The sequence below is a fragment of the Streptococcus sp. KHUD_015 genome (assembly GCF_051106265.1).
Taxonomy (GTDB): Bacteria; Bacillota; Bacilli; order Lactobacillales; family Streptococcaceae; genus Streptococcus.
Genome location: NZ_CP193665.1, coordinates 1308512 through 1327781 on the forward strand (window position 1 = coordinate 1308512; position 19270 = coordinate 1327781).

A 19270-nucleotide genomic window follows, 5' to 3' on the forward strand; every position below is an offset into this window, starting at 1 on the left:
TCAAATTTATCATATTATACCATATTATACCATATATACCTATTTAAAAGTAGATTAAAGATAAGTATAGTTTATAGTGAAAATTATAGTTTTGTTGTTAAATTGTTGTTAAAATAAAGTAAAAAGCCTTAGAAAGATTGATTTCTAGGCTTTTTTTAACTCATTAACTCTATTCCCACTCAACGGTTGCAGGTGGTTTACTTGTAATATCGTAGACGATACGGTTAACGTGGTCCACTTCGTTTACGATACGTACTGAGATTTTTTGAAGAACTTCCCATGGAATTTTGGCAAAGTCAGCTGTCATACCATCGATCGAGGTGATAGCACGGATTGCAATCGTATAGTCATAAGTACGACCGTCACCCATAACACCGACTGAACGAACGCCTGTGTTAACAGTGAAGTATTGCCAGATATCGCGGTCAAGACCTGCTTTAGCAATTTCCTCACGAAGAATAGCGTCTGACTCACGAACTGTTTCTAGCTTTTCTTCAGTAATTTCTCCCATGACACGGATAGCAAGTCCTGGTCCTGGGAATGGTTGGCGCCATATGATATGGTCTGGCATACCAAGCTCTGTACCAAGGGCACGAACTTCGTCTTTATAAAGAGTGTTGAGTGGTTCAATCAATTCAAACTGCATGTCTTCTGGAAGACCGCCCACGTTGTGGTGTGACTTGATAGTTTGAGCTGTATCCGTACCAGATTCAATTACGTCTGTATACAAGGTACCTTGAGCAAGAAATTTCACATCTTTGAGCTTACTTGCTTCGTCATCAAAGACATACACGAATTCATTACCGATGATTTTACGTTTTTGTTCAGGGTCAGAAACGCCAGCAAGTTTGTCAAGGAAACGTTTAGCAGCGTCTGCTTTGACGATATTCAAACCAAACTTACCACCAAGCATGTCCATAACTTGGTCTGCTTCTCCTTTACGAAGAAGACCGTGGTCTACGAAGATACAAATCAATTGATCCCCAATAGCCTTTTGGAGAAGAACTCCAACGACAGATGAGTCAACCCCACCTGATAGGCCAAGAAGGACACGTTTGTCACCGACTGTTTCACGGATTTTTTGAATCTGCATGTCAATGAAGTTATCCATTGACCAGTCGCCTTTAGCCTTACAAATGTTAAGGGCAAAGTTACGAAGAATATCATTTCCGTATACAGAATGGCGAACTTCTGGGTGGAACTGGATACCGTAAATGTGTTTATCTGGATTTTCGATGGCTGCGTATGGGCAGTCAGCTGATGTACCTGTACGAACAAAGTCAGCAGGAATCTCAGTAACTGCATCACCATGGCTCATCAAAACAGTCTGTTCATCAGGTGTTGATTCAAAAAGCGCTGACGGTGTGTGTGTTAGGGTTGATTGACCGTATTCACGATTTCCAGCATCACCGGCAGGAACCACTTTTCCTCCAAGTTTATGGGTCAATAACTGCATACCATAACAGATTCCCAAAATAGGAATGCCAAGTTCGAAGATTTCTGGGTCAATATCGAATGAACCATCTTCGTATACAGAGTTTGGACCACCTGAAAGGATAATTCCTACAGGATTGATTTCACGAACTTCAGCAGCTGAAATTTTATGGCTCTTTAGTTCTGAAAAAACACCAATCTCACGGATACGGCGTGAAATCAGCTGGTTGTATTGGCTACCATAGTCCAATACGATGATTTTTTCTACATCTTGCAAATCAGTTGAAATGTTGCTCATCTTTTTCCTTTCTCAAAAGAAATATCTTTTCTCAATATTCTATCACAAATACTAGTGAATTACCAACTAAACAAGGCGAAGTTTGACTTTTTCTTGTTTATTAGGGTACAATAGAGAAAAGATAGAAACGAAGTGAAAATATGCTACCTGCTTATATGAAAATCCATGATCAGATTAAAAAGGATATTGACGATCACCGTTGGGCCATTGGTGAGAGGCTGCCAAGTGAAAGAGATTTGGCTGAACAATTTGAGGTCAGCCGCATGACCCTTCGTCAAGCTGTATCTCTTTTAGTCGAAGAAGGCGTTTTGGAACGCAGGGTAGGGAGCGGCACCTTTGTGTCCAGTACTCGAGTACAAGAAAAGATGCGAGGGACAACCAGTTTTACTGAAATTGTTAAGTCTCAAGGCAAAATTCCCTCTAGCCAGCTCATTTCTTACAGAAAAACCATTCCAAATGAGCAAGAAGTTGCTAAGTTAGGAATTTCTCCAACCGAAAACATTATCCGAATGGAACGTGTTCGCTATGCCGACAATGTTCCTCTGGTTTATGAAGTTGCTTCTATTCCTGAAAAATTTATTAAGAACTTTAAAAAAGAAGAAATCACCAGTCATTTCTTCCAAACCCTGCAAAAATATGGCTACCGTATTGGTAAATCACAGCAGACCATCTATGCTCGCCTCGCTAAAGAAAAGATCGCTCACTATTTGGAAGTTGAAAGAGGACATGCCATTCTTGGGCTGACTCAAGTTTCCTACCTAGAAGATGGAACAGCTTTTGAATATGTAAAAAGTCAATATGTAGGCGAACGTTTTGAATTTTATCTTGAAAACAATTAGATTACTAGGCAAAAACTCTCTGTCACGGACAAAGAGTCTTTTTATTTTTCTAAGAGTAAATCTTTCAAAGAAATCAGAGTTACAGCAACTAATATCATTGCCATACCAAGAAAATCAACGAGATAAAATTGTTCATTCATAATTAAGAAGGCAAAGAAAACCGCCGATATTGGCTCAATTGAAGCCAACAAGCTTGACTTGACCGGTCCTATCAGACTGGCTCCTTTTAGAAAGGCTGTATAGGCAAAGACAGTCCCGATAAGGATAATGCCCGCAAATGCAAGGAGAAAATCAAGACTAGTTGGGATAGCAGTCTGTAGAACTCCTGTAAAAGGAAGAGCGACCAAACCTGCTATGACCATTCCCACACCGATGACCAAGCTGCTCCCCCACTTCTTAATCAAGGCTATTGGCAAAATAATATAAAGTGCGTAAGTCAGAGCAGAAAAGAGCCCCCAGAACAAGCCTGTAGGTGTTATGGATAACTGGTCCAACTGCCCATGTGTTGCAATAAGAAAGGTCCCTCCGATAGCTAATATGATAGAAACTATCTCTCCCAGTGTCGGCGCCACCTTATCCTTGATACAGCTATAAATTAAAATTCCGACAGGACAAACATACTGAAGCACCGTCGCTGTTCCTGCATTGGTCTCCTGAATAGCAGACAGATAGGCAAATTGGTTGAGAAAAAGACCAATTAGAGAAAAAATGAGAAGAGATAGCAAACTCTTTCTATCCTTTAAGAAGGCCAGCATTTTATCCCTTGCAGTAGCATAAGCCAAGACCATGAGAATCCCGCCAGCGATTAAAAGTCGTAAGTTAGTTAAAACTAAAGCCGAAATTCCGTGTGCCATCAGGTATTGGCCACTCGTTCCTGACAAACCCCAAGCAATAGCAGCCACAACTGTTAATAGAGTCCCTTTTAAACTATTTGACATGTCTCTCCTTACTCTTCTTTACGAATCAAGTCCATCACTTGATTACGGTCTAAAATCCATTGAGCTCTCTCATCCTTTTCATAGGTACGGTTGGATAGGAAAATGGCCGCTTCTTGCTTCTGACGATTCCACATGATAAAGGTACCTGTATAGCCCGTATGGTCTAGCCAATCTCCTTCCAAATTCCATGCCAAAGAACGTTCCTTGTCATCCAAAGGTGAAAAATTTTGACTCAAATCTCTTGCAAAATCATCTGCTAAATAGTGTTCTAAAAAGATTTGTAAATCCTTTACAGTCGAAAATAAACCAGCACTACCTGCATGTCTGCCCAAGAGGCGAGCCTTGGGATCATGTACCAGACCTGCCTCGACACCTCTAACTGTTGGAACAGCAAACCCAACAGGCCCAAACTGGGTTTCCGTCATTCCCCACGGTTTCCAAACTTGTTCTTGTAAAATTACATCCAGTTCTTTATTAAAGATTCTTTCCAAGATAAAACCTAACAGCAAAAAATGGACATCCGAATAAAGAAAGGCTGATTGACTTCGTCTGTTGAGATGAAACATAGATTCCTTTAATTCAGGGGCTGTTAAAAGATCACGATTAGGAATAAAAGGATCAAGGTCTGTTGCATGAGTCAAGAGCTGGCGAATAGTGATGTCTGGATAATCACTCTCAGCTAAAAAATCTGTTACAAGTCTGTCAATATCTAATTGACCTTTTTCCCACAAGAAGGTAAAAACTGTGCCAACCCCAACAACCTTGCTGACACTGGCTAGATCGTAAACTAGTCCTACCTCAGTCTGTAAGCCATGCTCTGGGTCACTCTGTCCTAAATAGAACTCCGTCCATTGATTGTCCTTAAAATACGCAAAAGAGGCTCCGGGATAAATCCCTGCCTCGATTTGTTCTTCTATTTTTTTAATAATCTTGGTCCACTTCATACTTCTTCAAACCACAATTCAACATTATTTCGATCTTTTCCAAGGAAGAATTTTTCAGACTTAGGAATAAAATATTCGGTAGACTCAAATTTCTTGCGAAGACTTGCTATATCTAGTTCATTGACCAAGAACTTGAGCATAGATAAGTCCCAAGTAACTGTATTGTCCACAGTCAAATCTTGACCCTGAGCTGGTATAAAATCAAGTGACGCCCCAATTTCAGATACTTCCAAGAAACTTTCGACATCAGTTGGGAGATGTAATTCCATGGAAATCTCAAATTTACTTAAAGAAATTGATTCCAAATCTGTTTGAAATTCAGGGTTTTCTTCTACTTCTACTAGACTTTCTCTATCATCTTCCGCATGAATCAAAACCAAATCATCTTCTGGAGAGTAAATTTCAAAAGCGTAGCCGTTTTGCCCCTTATATAATCGATGAATCGAATCTGTTTTAGCTAATAAGACTTCAATTTCCAAGGGATTTTCCACCTTGACAAGTAATCTAGCCAGCTTCTTTCTTCCTTCCACTTTACGAGAACGCATACTTGGAGCTTCTTCTAAAACAAGTTTTTCAAGGCCTGTTTGATCACCTAGTGATAGAAAGGCTGACTCTTCTAACAAAACTTTCATACCGAGGGTTTCCATATAAAAGGTTTCATTTAAATTTCTATTATTAACTTTTAAAGTAGGAATAATCCGTACAATTTGATTTACATTCATAAATTCCTCCGTCACTTTTTATTTTATAGGATTTTAGAATTTTTTACAAGATATTATACTCAAATTTAACAATTTTAACCTCATTAAACATCTTTTTGAGGAACATGAGTTAAAACTCAATGCTTAGGAGAAATTGAAGTAAATATATCCATAATAAAACACAGAATAGACATTTTCCAATAAATATATCTACTATACACACCCCTATGCCCTATGGAAAAAGTAAACTAATGTAAATCACAAGAGGTCCATTCGGAGATGGTTACCTAAAGAAGCTAGAAAATGACTCCTAAAATAGATCCCTTTATCGAGAATTAAATTCATAACTATCCTAAAAAATCTTAAACTACAAGAGAATTTCTTCTTATTGACTACTTGAACTTGAAGGTCTCCTTAAATATTAACCGCTATAGCTTTGAATATAAAAACAAGAGATGTCTTCTTACCTTGGGTCTAATAAATCTATAATGCTATTCACAATAACGATTAATTTACATATATACTTATATGTAAACTACTCATAAAACAAGACACAGAAAAACACCCCAAGAGTTAGAATTTGGACTAACTTTTGGGGTTCAATTCATTAGTATAACTAATTATTTTTATAAGTGAGAATTAGTTGTTTTCAACTTTTTCATCGTATTTTGGTCTGATTGTTGTACCTGAATTAATAATGGTACGTTTTTGGACTAAAGGAAGATCGGTACGATTGTAAACAGTACGCCATGGTTCCCAAACAAGACCTGTTTTTTCTTGAATCTTCACGCGTATATTGCGCACATTTCCTCTAAATTGAATTTCAGTTTGGAAACCAGCTGTTCTGTTCTGACCGTTATGCTCCCACTGACGTGAACGAATACTTTCAACACCATCCTTGTCATAAGTCACTTCATCCCAGTAAACATAGTAACGAGCAATATAAGCTCCCTTATGTTGTAAATTGAGGTAACCATTTTTGTATGAAGTCACTTTAGTTTCAATGTAGTCTGTATTGCTTTGAATTGTAGCTACTTGATTATCTTTCAAGAATGCAGTCTTGTAAGAAATTGGAACAGCAGAGTTTTGCGTACTGAAAGTAGCTCCTTCTTGAATCAATTTCTTCAAATCTTCTACTGTACCTGTCACAACACGTGCAGCGCCATCAGCATTTCCACCTACGATGGAAACTGTTACAGTTGTATTCTTCAAAACACGTGCCCATTCAGATTCTGGTTTAATAGGCACACCTTTGATTACAGCATTGATTGCTGCTTTCAACTCGGTACTCTTGCTTGTTGTTTCAAACTTAACATACATTTGACGTCCGTATGACACGCTTGATACATATACAGGAGGAGTATTTTCATCAATTCCACGTGCTTTCAATTGATCAACTGTTACTCCTGAAGCAAATACATCTGATGGATTTTTTGGAGCATCAAAGTTAGCAGTATAGTAAACTTGTTTAAAATCAACTACCTCAATTTGTTTTTCACCTTTATTGACAGCTTCAAAATCAATTTTTAGATTAACTCCAACTTTTTCAAAGTCACTTCCGAATTTAGCTTTTAATTGATTCATGCTATAAGCAGAAGTTGATTCGTACTGCATACGTGCTGGAGCAGGGTTCTTCCCAGCATACTTCTCATGCCAACGATTTAACAAGGTATTTACACCTTCCTGCATACCACTTACAGTTGGATTAGCATCTACATAGCTATCTCCGCCTACCATTCCTGGTAAATCAACACTAATTCTACCTTTGCTACGATCTAAACTAATTTGTTGTGGTTTATTTTCTAGAAGGTCTTGATTTGCTTTAAACAAAGCACCTAGGAAAATATCTCCGTTGCCATTAATAGCAACATCAGCGTGACCACTAGAAAGGTTCTTCTTCACTTTTTCCACAACCACAAATTCATTTCCTTGTTGTTTTGTGCTTGTATTCGTGTAATTTTCTATTGCCTCGCCTCGTCTAGTTAAAATATTTGTTTTATCATAATTCAAACCAAACAAATATTTATTTAGTTCTGCAGTGTAATCTGTTTTAACTTTGTTTTCTGTTTTCTTATTTTCTACAATCTTTTCTGATTTTGCAGAACGATATACTTCAACTTCTGCTAAACTAAGTGGAGTTTTAGATTTATTTAATTCAATTTTTACATATCGTGCATCAACTCCTGAGAATTGAACATCAACTGTTGGTTGATTGTTTAAGCTATCTACATGTTTACGAGCTACTTCATTCCCATCTTTATCTAACAAAATAACATCAAAATTAGATAAACGATCCCCTACATTACTATCTCCACGATTGTAAATACGAACAGTTCCCACACCTTCTTCTTTTGCTAGATCGACTTTCCACCAAGAATGATCTTGAAAATCTGTATGAGTAACTGAGCGATGGCCGTAGTCATTATCTCGATTACCGTCAACCGCTCTAGAAGCATCTGCACCATAAGCAGTCGAACTCTGACTTGCAGACTTATGAGCAGCAATATTTTCACCTAGAGAACGATATACTTCAACTTCTGCTAAACTAAGTGCAGTTTTAGATTTATTTAATTCAATTTTTACATATCGTGCATTAACTCCAGTGAATTGAACATCAACTGTTGGTTGATCATTTAAACTATCAACATGTTGACGAGCCACTTCATTTCCATCTTTATCTAACAAAATAACATCAAAATTAGATAAACGATCCCCTACATTACTGTCTCCACGATTGTAAATACGAACAGTTCCCACACCTTCTTCTTTTGCTAGATCAACTTTCCACCAAGAATGATCTTGAAAATCTGTATGAGTAACTGAGCGATGGCCGTAGTCATTATCTCGATTGCCGTCAACCGCTCTAGAAGCATCTGCACCATAAGCAGTCGAACTCTGACTTGCAGACTTATGTGCAGCAATATTTTCACCAGCAACTGCAGCAACGCTTGGCTCTGTTGCTTTTACTACATTTGTTTGAAATACAAGGCCAGAACCTAGCAAAAATGTTGCAATGGCAACACCACATACTCCAACACTACGTTTACGAATAGAAAAACGAAATCCTTTATCTTGTTTATTTTGAGACATACAAAACTCCTTTTATATTAAAAGCAACTATTTCTTGAACGCGCTTTCTTGAAACAATAAAAGTATAACATAAAAATAATATATGCGCAATCGTTTTCTTAAAAAATATTATTTTTTTATTAATCTAGCTTGAATAATTGACAACATATTAATAATTTCACAATTAAATACCAGGCGGTCTATACCAATAAAGACAAGAAAACGAACAGGATTGAGTCCCTATCAGTTGGGAATCAGCACTGTTCGTTTTTGTATATATAATCAAATTCAACTCTTAAATCTATAGCTTAAGAAATTTCTTAATGAAAAGCTTTTCATTGTTTTTTATCATTTCTTAGATTCAAGTTCTGTATAAGCTTCCTGAAGATAAGCATCAAAAACTTCTTCATCTGAAATGGTATCGGATATAAAGCTACCGTTACTTGTTCGTTCTGATAGGTTCAAGTCTTTTAATCGGCTTTCATAGGTCCTTCCTTTATTGGATTGGATAATCAGAGTTTGGTCATTCCTGTCCGCCTCTGTACTGAAGAGATCACCAACAAATCCTTGCTCTGCAACTGCACCAGCCAAAAAGACACGGTGCGGTTTGTTTTTTAACTCACGCAAGACTTGTAGTCCTCGTTTGGCACGGCTGGTTACTGGAATTTCCTCGATGGAAACACGTTTCAAACTTCCACGCTGGGTCAAGAGATAGAATGATGAAGTGTTACAGATAAAGGCAGATTGGAGGACATCATCTGCTTTCAAATTCATAGCCTTGACACCTGCAGCCTTAGCACCGACAACTGGAACCTCTTCGATATTGAAACGAAGGGCATAACCATTTTGGCTAATCAAAAGAACATCATCTAGTTTAATCGGAGCCACTGCTACAATCTGGTCTGTATCGTCTTTGAGCTTAGCATACTTGACAGACTTAGACTTGTAGGTTCGCCATGGAGAGAATTCTTTGCGTTCTACACGCTTGATTTGACCGAAACGAGTCGCCGCAAAGTAGGTTGTCGCATCATCAAACTGATCCACGACTTCCACATAAAGGATTTCTTCGTTAGTTTCAAAGTTTGTAACGGTCTGACTCAGATGCTCACCGATATCCTTCCAACGAATATCAGCCAATTCATGAATTGGTCGATAAATGACATTTCCAAGAGTTGTGAACATCAAAAGATGCTGTGTTGTCTTGACAGCTTGTACAAAGATCAAACGGTCATCATCACGTTTACCAATTTCCTCTAGCGTTGAAGCTGCAAAAGAACGCGGGCTGGTACGCTTGATGTAACCTGCCTTGGTCACGCTGACATAGGTATCTTCCTCAGCAATCAGACTAGCTGTATCAATCTCGATTGCTTTCGCAGTGTCTTCTAAAGTACTCAAACGTGGAGTCGCAAATTTCTTCTTGACCTCACGAAGCTCTTTCTTCATGAGATTGTACATAGTCCGTTCATCACCGATAATAGCCGCAAGCATGGCAATCTTTTCACGAAGCTCTGCTTCTTCTTCCTGCAAGACAACGACATCCGTATTGGTCAAACGATACAGTTGCAAGGTAACGATAGCCTCAGCCTGCTCCTCTGTAAAACCATAGCTGACTTTGAGGTTTTCCTTGGCGTCAGCCTTATTCTCAGAAGCACGGATAAGAGCAATAACTTCGTCCAAAATCGAAATCACGCGAATTAAACCTTCGACGATATGGAGACGTTTCTCAGCCTTTTCCTTGTCAAAGCGTGAACGTGCCAAAATCACTTCACGACGGTGGGCGATGTAGCTAGACAAGATTGGAACGATCCCAACCTGACGAGGCGTGAAATTGTCAATCGCCACCATGTTAAAGTTGTAGTTGATTTGCAGGTCTGTGTATTTGAAGAGATAATTGAGAACAAGCTCGGTATTTGCGTCTTTCTTGAGTTCGATAGCGATACGAAGACCATCACGGTCAGACTCATCGCGAACCTCAGCAATCCCTGCCACTTTGTTATTGACACGAACATCATCGATTTTCTTGACTAGATTGGCCTTGTTGATTTCATAAGGAATCTCAGTGATAACGATTTGTTCCTTACCACCTTTTAGCTTTTCAATCTCAGTCTTGGAACGAACAACCACGCGCCCTTTCCCAGTTTCGTAGGCTTTCTTAATTTCATCACGCCCCTGAATAATCCCCCCTGTAGGGAAGTCTGGTCCAGGCAAGAATTCCATTAGTTTATCTACCTTGGCAGTTGGGTGGTCAATCATGTAAACTGTCGCATCGATAACTTCGGCCAAATTATGCGGTGGAATATCCGTGGCATAACCAGCCGAAATCCCAGTCGAACCATTGACTAAAAGATTTGGAAAGGCTGCCGGCAGAACAGTCGGTTCTTTCTCGGTATCGTCAAAGTTCCAAGCAAAAGGAACGGTCTTTTTATCGATATCCTGAAGAAGATAGCCTGCAATCTCAGACAAACGCGCCTCAGTATAACGCATAGCCGCAGGCGGATCTCCGTCCATAGAACCGTTATTACCATGCATTTCGACTAGAATTTCACGATTTTTCCAGTCCTGTGACATACGAACCATAGCATCATAGATAGAAGAATCCCCGTGTGGGTGGAAATTCCCCATGATGTTACCGACAGACTTGGCCGACTTGCGGTAACTCTTATCAAAGGTATTGCCATCCTTATTCATCGAATAAAGAATGCGACGCTGAACCGGCTTCAATCCATCACGAATATCTGGCAAAGCCCGGTCTTGAATGATGTACTTGGAGTAGCGACCAAAGCGCTCTCCCATGATGTCCTCAAGGGACATGTTTTGAATGTTAGACATAGGATACTAAGCCCGTAAAATGCAAAGTGAAAATAGGAAATTCTTAAAGCGAGCGATGCTCGTAAGAGAATTTATCTTTTTCACACAGCATTTAGGGGGTGTTCAACTCCTTTCAAAGAATGTAGAGTGTGTGTAATGATAAAAGGATGTAGAAAGGATTAGTCCCGTGTTCAGTTACTATAAGTAACCAAACTATCCTTTCTGTAATTTAATATGTTGCTTCAGTGAGTAATAAGGAATTTTCACATAGCATTTAGGGCGCGTTCAGCTCCTTTCGAAGAATGGAGAGTAACTATTATGGAAAAAGAAAAAATATAGACTAAGTGAGTTTCATCCAATTCCTGTATCGTCATTTCCACTTGAAACATCTACTCCACAAATCCTCGTTTATACTTGATATGACTGGCGATATTGCTATCTACATCTTTCTTATCCCAAAGTTGAAGTTCCCATGGGTAATAAAAATTACTTTTATTTTTAAAATAGATATGAATACCGACATAGCCATCTTTATCACGTAAATACCAGTTTTTTAGTCCGTAATTCTCTTGCCAATCATCTAATTTCTCCATGACTTGAGCAATCTCTTTGGAACTTAAAATCATACGAGCACCAAAAATATCATTAAGAATGGAATTCACAGGATAGCCCTCTTGACGCTCAGAAAAACGTGTAATTTTATCTAAAATAGACTCAGAAGTTTTGACACGATAAACATAGGCAATATCTTGGACATCCGCTTTCATCAGATAGTCATTAATTGACTCATGTAAATTCAGACGGTAGGCCAAAATCGCTTTAGTCGAAACTTTTGAAAAGGTATGCTTGAGATTGATTTTTTCCACCTTACCCGTTTCAAAATAATCTTTAGAATATTCTAGATGAATACGATTAATCTCTGTAATGAGGCGTTCCACTTTTTCAATCATGAGTCTTCTCCTCTCGCTTTTTCATTTTTCTAGTTATTCCCAAACTTCTTCACTCTTTCCTCAGCATACTCAATCATCTTCTCAGCCACTTCCTTATCGTAGTCAAAGCCCATCTTGTGAGCAAGGGAGTGAGCTTCTTGGTGGAAAAGTTGCATCGTAGCAAACAAAGACTGAATGATTTTCTCTAAACTTGAGAAATCTAGCAGATTTGAAAAATCCTTTTCTTTCTCAGCGGGCAAATACTGAAAGAGGTACTTGTAGTTCTTGCCAACGTCGACTCTTCCCCTATCGCTTGCTACCTGCCAAGCCAAGACCTTCAAGAGTTCTTGTTGACAAATACCGTAGAGATGGTCTGTCGCGTAGATGAGCTGATTACGACAAATTCCTTTAACCACGTAGGCTGACACCCACCAAAATTCGTTGCAGGCTTTTTCAAAATCTGTCGGACTAGCTGGACTTGTCCAGTAACGCTGAGGACTTGTGGTATAGGAGTCAAACAAGCCTTTCTCATCTTTCAAAACTGTATAATCAGCCTCACTATCCACCCACTCTTGAATGTGGTCTTTGGGGCAGAGAGTCAAATCTATCCGATTGCCATCTTCAAAGAGCATAAGATAAAGTCGACGGTTGCCCAGTACGTTATACTGTTCAATCAGACGGTTGCCAAACTGGTCCAACCAAGAAAGGTCACTCGTCAGATTATCTAAGTCGTCCACGACATAGACCACGTCGTAATCCTGAAACTCATCTTTTGGCGCTTTTGTATCAGTTCGTGAACCAGACATGGCGACAGCTTTGACTTGTAAAGTTTTGGCAGTCTGTAAAATCAGATTTAGCATTTCTACTTCAGTTCTCATGTTGATACCCATTCGTTAAAAATAGACTTAAAACACTGTCGCTTCTTCCAGCGTAAACTTGACATTATCCTCAATCCACTTACGGCGTGGTTCGACCTTGTCTCCCATGAGAACATTGACACGACGTTCGGCGCGGGCTAGGTCTTCGATGGTGACACGTATGAGGGTACGGGTTTCAGGATTCATAGTTGTTTCCCAGAGCTGATCCGCATTCATCTCACCAAGACCTTTGTAGCGTTGGAGAGTAGCGCCTTTACCAAACTGTTTACGGAGTTCTTCTAGCTCACCGTCCGTCCAAGCATAGGCCACTTCTTCTTTCTTGCCTTTTCCTTTTGACATCTTGTAAAGAGGCGGAAGGGCGATATAGACATGTCCTGCCTCGACAAGAGGACGCATATAACGGTAAAAGAAGGTTAAGAGAAGTGTTTGAATGTGGGCACCGTCGGTATCCGCATCGGTCATGATAATGATCTTGTCATAGTTGGCATCTTCAATAGAGAAGTCTGCTCCCACACCCGCACCAATGGTATAAATCATGGTATTGATTTCTTCATTTTTGAGGATATCTGCCATTTTGGCCTTGGCTGTATTGATAACCTTACCACGAAGAGGTAGAATAGCCTGGAACTTGCGGTCACGGCCTTGTTTAGCAGAACCGCCAGCAGAGTCCCCTTCAACTAGATAGAGTTCATTTTTTGCAGGATTCTTAGACTGAGCAGGTGTCAATTTACCCGACAACAAGCCCTTATCTTTCTTATTTTTCTTCCCATTTCGGCTCTCATCACGCGCCTTACGTGCTGCTTCACGAGCATCACGGGCCTTAATAGCCTTGCGGATGAGGTTAGAAGCCAATTCCCCATTTTCCATAAGGAAAAAAGTCAACTTATCAGCCACAATTCCATCAACAACAGGACGAGCTAGTGGGCTTCCCAATTTGTCTTTGGTCTGTCCTTCAAACTGGAGGTGTTCTTCAGGCACCAAGATAGAAAGAACGGCAGCAAGTCCCTCACGGTAGTCTGAACCTTCAAGGTTTTTATCTTTTTCCTTGAGAAGCCCCGTCTTACGAGCATAATCATTCATGACCTTAGTAATAGCGGACTTGAGTCCTGTCTCATGTGTTCCACCGTCCTTGGTGCGAACGTTATTGACAAAGGACAAAATATTATCTGAAAATCCATCATTGTACTGGAGAGCTACTTCCACTTGAAAGCCATTATCCTCACCTTCAAAGTAGAGGACAGGCGTCAAGGTTTCCTTGTCTTCGTTCAGATAAGAAACAAAGTCTTGTACCCCATTCTCATAGTGGAATTCAATCGCTTCATCTGTTCGCTTGTCCGTCAAAGACAAGGTCACATTTTTCAAGAGAAAGGCTGATTCATTGAGGCGCTCTGAGATGGTATTGTACTTGAAATCTGTTGTAGAGAAGATCGTCGCATCAGGCATAAAAGTAACCTTAGTACCTGTCTTAGACTTGGGTGCTGTACCGACCTTTTCAAGAGTCGTAACAGGTTTGCCCCCATTTTCAAATCGTTGTTTATAAACCGTTCCATCACGGGTAATTTCAACTTCCAACCAGCTTGATAGGGCGTTTACAACGGAAGATCCAACCCCATGGAGACCACCAGAAGTCTTGTAGCCACCTTGACCAAATTTCCCTCCTGCGTGGAGAATGGTAAAGATAACCTCAACTGTTGGGATTCCCATAGCGTGCATACCTGTCGGCATCCCACGTCCATGGTCTTGTACAGTCAAACTCCCATCTTTATTGATGGTCACATCAATACGGTCACCAAATCCAGACAAGGCTTCATCGACAGCATTATCGACGATTTCCCAGACTAAGTGGTGGAGACCAGCACCATCAGTCGATCCGATATACATCCCTGGACGTTTTCGAACCGCATCCAACCCTTCTAGCACCTGAATGGCATCATCATTATAATTGTTAATATTGATTTCCTTTTTTGACACAAGGAACCTCCTATTCGTTCATCTTTACTATTCTACAGGTTTTCCAAGGATTTTGCAAAATTTTTCTTTCTCCGCTGTTACAATTTCGGAAGAGATTCTCTGCCTTTCTTCTCCATTTCATGATATAATAGGAGTATGATTACAATAGTTTTATTACTCCTAGCCTATCTGCTGGGTTCAATTCCGTCTGGTCTCTGGATTGGACAAGTATTCTTTCAAATCAATCTGCGTGAACACGGTTCTGGTAACACTGGAACAACCAATACTTTCCGCATTTTAGGAAAAAAAGCGGGAATGGCGACCTTTGTGATTGACTTTTTCAAAGGAACCCTAGCAACACTTCTTCCAATTGTTTTTCATCTACAAGGTGTTTCACCCCTCATCTTTGGACTTTTGGCTGTTATTGGCCATACCTTTCCTATCTTTGCAGGATTTAAGGGTGGTAAGGCTGTCGCAACCAGTGCTGGAGTGATTTTTGGATTTGCACCTGTCTTCTGTCTCTACCTAGCAATTGTTTTCTTTGGAACCCTCTATCTTGGTAGTATGATTTCACTCTCTAGTGTCACAGCATCTATCGCGGCTGTCATTGGAGTTCTACTCTTTCCACTTTTTAATTTTATCTTGAGCAACTATGACCCTCTCTTCATCGCTATTATCCTAGCACTTGCTAGTTTGATTATCATTCGTCATAAGGATAATATCGCTCGTATCAAAAACAAGACTGAAAATCTTGTCCCTTGGGGACTTAACTTAACCCATCAAAATCCTAAAAAATAAACGCCAGTTGTGAACTGACGTTTTTTTGTATACTTATTTTGATTTGATATAGTTAATACCATCTGCTTTTGGTGCGACTGCTTTTCCAAAGAAGGCTGCCAAGACAAGAATGGTCAAAACATAAGGTGCGATTTGAAGATAAACCGTAGGCACTCCTTGTAGGAATGGCAATTGAGAACCAATAACGGCCAAACTTTGTGAAAGCCCAAAGAAGAGACTAGAAAGCATGGCTCCGATTGGGTTCCATTTCCCAAAGATCATCGCAGCAAGAGCGATAAATCCAGGTCCAACAATAGTTGTCACCGAGAAGTTAACTGAGATTGATTGCGCATAAATCGCTCCGCCAATTCCACCTAGGAAACCGGAAATAATAACCCCTAAATATCTCATCTTGTAGACATTGATTCCCAAGGTATCCGCTGCTTGAGGATGTTCACCGACAGAGCGGAGACGAAGACCAAATCTAGTCTTAAAGAGAATAAACCAAGCAAGGAATGAGAAGGCAATCGCCAGATAACCAAGTAAACTAGTTGACTTGAAGAAGATATCACCGATAACTGGGATATTTGCCAAGACTGGGAAGTCAAAGCGTCCAAAAGTTTGACTTAGGTTGTCGGTTTGTCCTTTGTTATAAAGGACTTTCACTAAGAAAACAGCCAAGGCTGGCGCCATCAAGTTCAACACCGTACCGCTGACAACATGGTCTGCACGGAAATGAACTGTTGCTGCTGCGTGGATGATAGAGAAGACACCACCAACCAATCCTGCTACAAGCAAGGATAGCCATGGAGTTGCTGCTCCAAATTGTTCTGCAAATTCAAGGTTAAAGACAACTCCAGAAAAGGCACCCATAACCATAATTCCTTCAAGTCCGACGTTGACCACACCACCACGTTCAGAGAAAACGCCACCGATACTTGTAAAGATGAGGGGCGCTGAGTAAATCAGCATAGAAGACACCAAGAGGGTGAGCAAGGTTGTAATAGACATCTTTACTTACCTCCTTTAACTTGTTTTTTCGGTTTGACAAAGCGCTCGATAAGGTAATGAACACTGACAAAGAAGATAATAGACGCTGTTACAATGCTGACAAGCTCAGACGGTACCTGCGCCGCATTCATACCTGGGGCTCCAACTTGGAGAACACCAAATAAGAAGGCTGCAAAGAGAATACCAATTGGTGAGTTTGCCGCAAGCAGACTAACCGCCATCCCGTTAAATCCAACAGCCAATGACGCCCCCTGAACATAGACGTTCTGGAAGGTTCCAAGTCCTTCAACAGCTCCACCAAGACCTGCCAAGGCACCTGAAATAATCATTGAGAGGATAATCGTTCGTTTGGCAGAAATACCAGCATATTCTGAAGCATGTGGATTAAGACCAACTGCACGAATTTCAAAACCAAGAGTTGTTTTCTTGAGCATGAACCAAATAACTGCAACTGCAATGATGGCAAAGAAAATACCAATATTCATCCGCGAGTTACCAGTCAACTCAGACAACCAAGGTGTCTGATAGGTTGCATTAGCCCCAACACGAATGGTCGAATCTGTACTTTGCATGAAGTCTTTAGGAAAGGCATGGATAAAGGCATTCCCTACATACAAGACAATGTAGTTCATCATGATGGTTACAATAACCTCTGACGTCCCTAGATAGGCCCTAAGAATACCTGGAATCGCTCCGACAATCCCACCAGCAATCAAGGCAATCACGATGGTTGCTAGAATCATCAAGGGACGTGGCATATCTGGATGCGATAAGGCAAACCAACCACTAAGAATCCAACCAGCCAAAGCCTGACCAGGAAGCCCGACGTTAAAGAAACCTGCACGACTGGCAACAGCAAAACCAAGACCAATCAAGACCAAAGGTCCCATAGCACGGAAGATTTCTCCAATCCCACGCAGACTACCAAAGGCTGTGTAGAACAATTCTTCGTAGCCCCAAATAGCATCATAACCGAAGATCCACATGACAATGGCTCCGAGTAAAATTCCTAGGAAGACAGAAATCAAGGGAACCGAAATTTGTTGTAATTTTTTAGACATCACTCTTCTCCTTTCCCAAGTTTCCACCAGCCATCAAGACACCTAGTTCTTGTTTATTGGTTGTTTCTGGTGATACAATACCTTGAATCTTACCATCGTGGATAACGGCAATACGGTCTGAGACGTTTAAAATCTCATCCAATTCAAAGCTGACAACAAGGACAGCCTTCCCATTATCGCGCTCTTCAATCAAGCGTTTGTGGATATATTCAATGGCACCGACATCCAACCCACGAGTTGGCTGGCTAACGATAAGGAGATCAGGATCTCGATCAATTTCACGAGCAATAATTGCTTTTTGTTGATTTCCTCCTGAGAGTGCAGCTGCAGGAACAAATTCACTTGCAGCACGAACATCAAACTCTTCCATTAGCTTTTTAGCATAAGAAGTGATATTTGAATAGTTCAAAATTCCATTTTTACTATGTGGTTCTTTGTAGTAGGTTTGAAGGGCAATATTTTCAGAAATCATCATTTCCAAAATCAAACCATCACGGTGACGGTCTTCTGGAACGTGCCCAACACTCAACTCTGTAATCTGACGTGGGTGCAAGCCTACAATTGAATCTCCTTTTAGCTCGATGCTACCAGATTCAACCTTGCGAAGACCTGTAATGGCTTGAATCAGTTCAGACTGACCATTTCCATCAATCCCCGCAATACCGACAATCTCTCCAGCACGAACATCCAAGGACAGATTTTTAACAGCTGGAACACCGCGGTTTTCATTGACCACCAAGTCTTTAATAGACAAGACCACTTCTTTTGGTTGAGAGGATTGCTTCTCTGTTTTAAAGGAAACAGAACGTCCCACCATCATTTCTGCTAAATCAGCATTGGTAGCTCCTGCGATTTCTACAGTTTCAATTGATTTCCCACGACGGATAACTGTAACGCGGTCAGAAACTGCGCGAATCTCGTCCAACTTGTGGGTAATCAAGATAATTGATTTCCCTTCTTTGACAAGATTTTTCATAATAGCCATTAACTCATCAATTTCTGATGGAGTCAAAACGGCCGTTGGTTCGTCAAAGATAAGGATATCAGCCCCCCGATAAAGGGTTTTTAAAATTTCTACACGTTGTTGGGCTCCAACTGAGATATCTGCTACCTTGGCAGAAGGGTCAACAGCTAAGCCATAACGTTCAGAAAGAGCTTTGATTTCTTTGCTAGCTCCAGCAATATCTAGCACACCATTTTTAGTTAATTCACTACCTAAAATAATGTTTTCAGCCACCGTGAAAGCCTCTACCAACATAAAGTGCTGGTGAACCATTCCAATTCCCAAGCTAGCTGCTTTAGATGGTGAGTCGAGGTTGACAACTTGACCGTTGACCGCAATTTCACCACTGGTTGGTTCAAGAAGCCCTGCTAACATGTTCATTAGTGTGGACTTACCAGCCCCATTTTCTCCTAAAAGTGCATGAATTTCACCTTTTCGTAGGTGCAGGTTGATTTTGTCGTTGGCAACAAAGTCACCAAACACCTTGGTAATATCACGCATCTCAATGACATTTTCGTGTGCCATGTGCTCTTCCTTTCAGAGTCTTATTTTATTTCAATAAAACTTGCTAATTTCTCTAGTAGCAAGCTTTACTGAGACAAAATGACTTTGTCTCAACTCTTAAAAAGC

The 19270-nt window shown here is 40.3% G+C and carries 14 protein-coding genes; 2 read left to right on the forward strand and 12 right to left on the reverse strand.

Annotated features, from left to right (window positions below):
• Window positions 1-169: 169 nt before the first annotated feature.
• Window positions 170-1732 carry a glutamine-hydrolyzing GMP synthase gene (guaA, locus tag ACORHU_RS06015; RefSeq protein WP_140834671.1) on the reverse strand — a complete coding sequence of 521 codons (1563 nt, stop codon included), beginning with the start codon at window positions 1730-1732 and terminating at the stop codon, window positions 170-172.
• A gap of 140 nt (window positions 1733-1872) precedes the next feature.
• Here guaA and ACORHU_RS06020 point away from each other — a divergent pair, with 140 nt between their 5' ends.
• Entirely contained in the window at window positions 1873-2571 is a 699-nt protein-coding gene (locus ACORHU_RS06020) for a GntR family transcriptional regulator (RefSeq protein WP_125451029.1), read from the forward strand.
• Window positions 2572-2612: 41 nt separating this feature from the next.
• Here ACORHU_RS06020 and ACORHU_RS06025 read toward each other — a convergent pair whose 3' ends face one another.
• From ACORHU_RS06025 to parE, 8 genes are all read right to left on the reverse strand, one after another.
• Window positions 2613-3509, reverse strand: a complete 897-nt coding sequence (locus ACORHU_RS06025) for a DMT family transporter (protein WP_140834673.1) — start codon at window positions 3507-3509, stop codon at window positions 2613-2615.
• Between the two features lie 8 nt (window positions 3510-3517).
• A complete protein-coding gene (locus ACORHU_RS06030; protein WP_140834674.1) occupies window positions 3518-4453 on the reverse strand; it encodes a serine hydrolase domain-containing protein in 936 nt (311 codons plus the stop codon).
• Window positions 4450-5175, reverse strand: coding sequence for a CppA N-terminal domain-containing protein (locus ACORHU_RS06035; RefSeq protein ID WP_140834675.1), 726 nt, complete (start codon window positions 5173-5175; stop codon window positions 4450-4452). Before ACORHU_RS06035 ends, ACORHU_RS06030 begins: the two co-directional genes overlap by 4 nt.
• A 618-nt stretch (window positions 5176-5793) precedes the next feature.
• Window positions 5794-8244 carry a thiol-activated cytolysin family protein gene (locus ACORHU_RS06040; RefSeq protein ID WP_434363919.1) on the reverse strand — a complete coding sequence of 817 codons (2451 nt, stop codon included), beginning with the start codon at window positions 8242-8244 and terminating at the stop codon, window positions 5794-5796.
• A 327-nt stretch (window positions 8245-8571) separates the two neighbouring features.
• Window positions 8572-11052, reverse strand: coding sequence for a DNA topoisomerase IV subunit A (gene parC / locus ACORHU_RS06045; protein WP_434363921.1), 2481 nt, complete (start codon window positions 11050-11052; stop codon window positions 8572-8574).
• 368 nt (window positions 11053-11420) lie between these two features.
• Window positions 11421-11981, reverse strand: a complete 561-nt coding sequence (locus tag ACORHU_RS06050; protein WP_153225919.1) for a GTP pyrophosphokinase — start codon at window positions 11979-11981, stop codon at window positions 11421-11423.
• Window positions 11982-12010: 29 nt separating this feature from the next.
• Window positions 12011-12838 carry an aminoglycoside 6-adenylyltransferase gene (locus tag ACORHU_RS06055; protein ID WP_434363922.1) on the reverse strand — a complete coding sequence of 276 codons (828 nt, stop codon included), beginning with the start codon at window positions 12836-12838 and terminating at the stop codon, window positions 12011-12013.
• A gap of 27 nt (window positions 12839-12865) precedes the next feature.
• Entirely contained in the window at window positions 12866-14809 is a 1944-nt protein-coding gene (gene parE / locus ACORHU_RS06060) for a DNA topoisomerase IV subunit B (RefSeq protein WP_049519646.1), read from the reverse strand.
• 135 nt (window positions 14810-14944) lie between these two features.
• Between parE and plsY the strand changes: the two genes are divergently transcribed.
• Window positions 14945-15586, forward strand: a complete 642-nt coding sequence (plsY, locus tag ACORHU_RS06065) for a glycerol-3-phosphate 1-O-acyltransferase PlsY (RefSeq protein ID WP_153196344.1) — start codon at window positions 14945-14947, stop codon at window positions 15584-15586.
• 33 nt (window positions 15587-15619) lie between these two features.
• On the opposite strand, the gene ACORHU_RS06070 is transcribed toward plsY, so the two are convergent.
• From ACORHU_RS06070 to ACORHU_RS06080, 3 genes are read right to left on the reverse strand one after another with little or no spacing between them, the layout of a single operon-like run.
• Window positions 15620-16576 carry an ABC transporter permease gene (locus ACORHU_RS06070; protein ID WP_050261461.1) on the reverse strand — a complete coding sequence of 319 codons (957 nt, stop codon included), beginning with the start codon at window positions 16574-16576 and terminating at the stop codon, window positions 15620-15622.
• 2 nt (window positions 16577-16578) lie between these two features.
• Entirely contained in the window at window positions 16579-17637 is a 1059-nt protein-coding gene (locus ACORHU_RS06075) for an ABC transporter permease (RefSeq protein ID WP_000038670.1), read from the reverse strand.
• A complete protein-coding gene (locus ACORHU_RS06080) occupies window positions 17630-19165 on the reverse strand; it encodes an ABC transporter ATP-binding protein (protein WP_173304599.1) in 1536 nt (511 codons plus the stop codon). Before ACORHU_RS06080 ends, ACORHU_RS06075 begins: the two co-directional genes overlap by 8 nt.
• Window positions 19166-19270 lie beyond the last annotated feature (105 nt).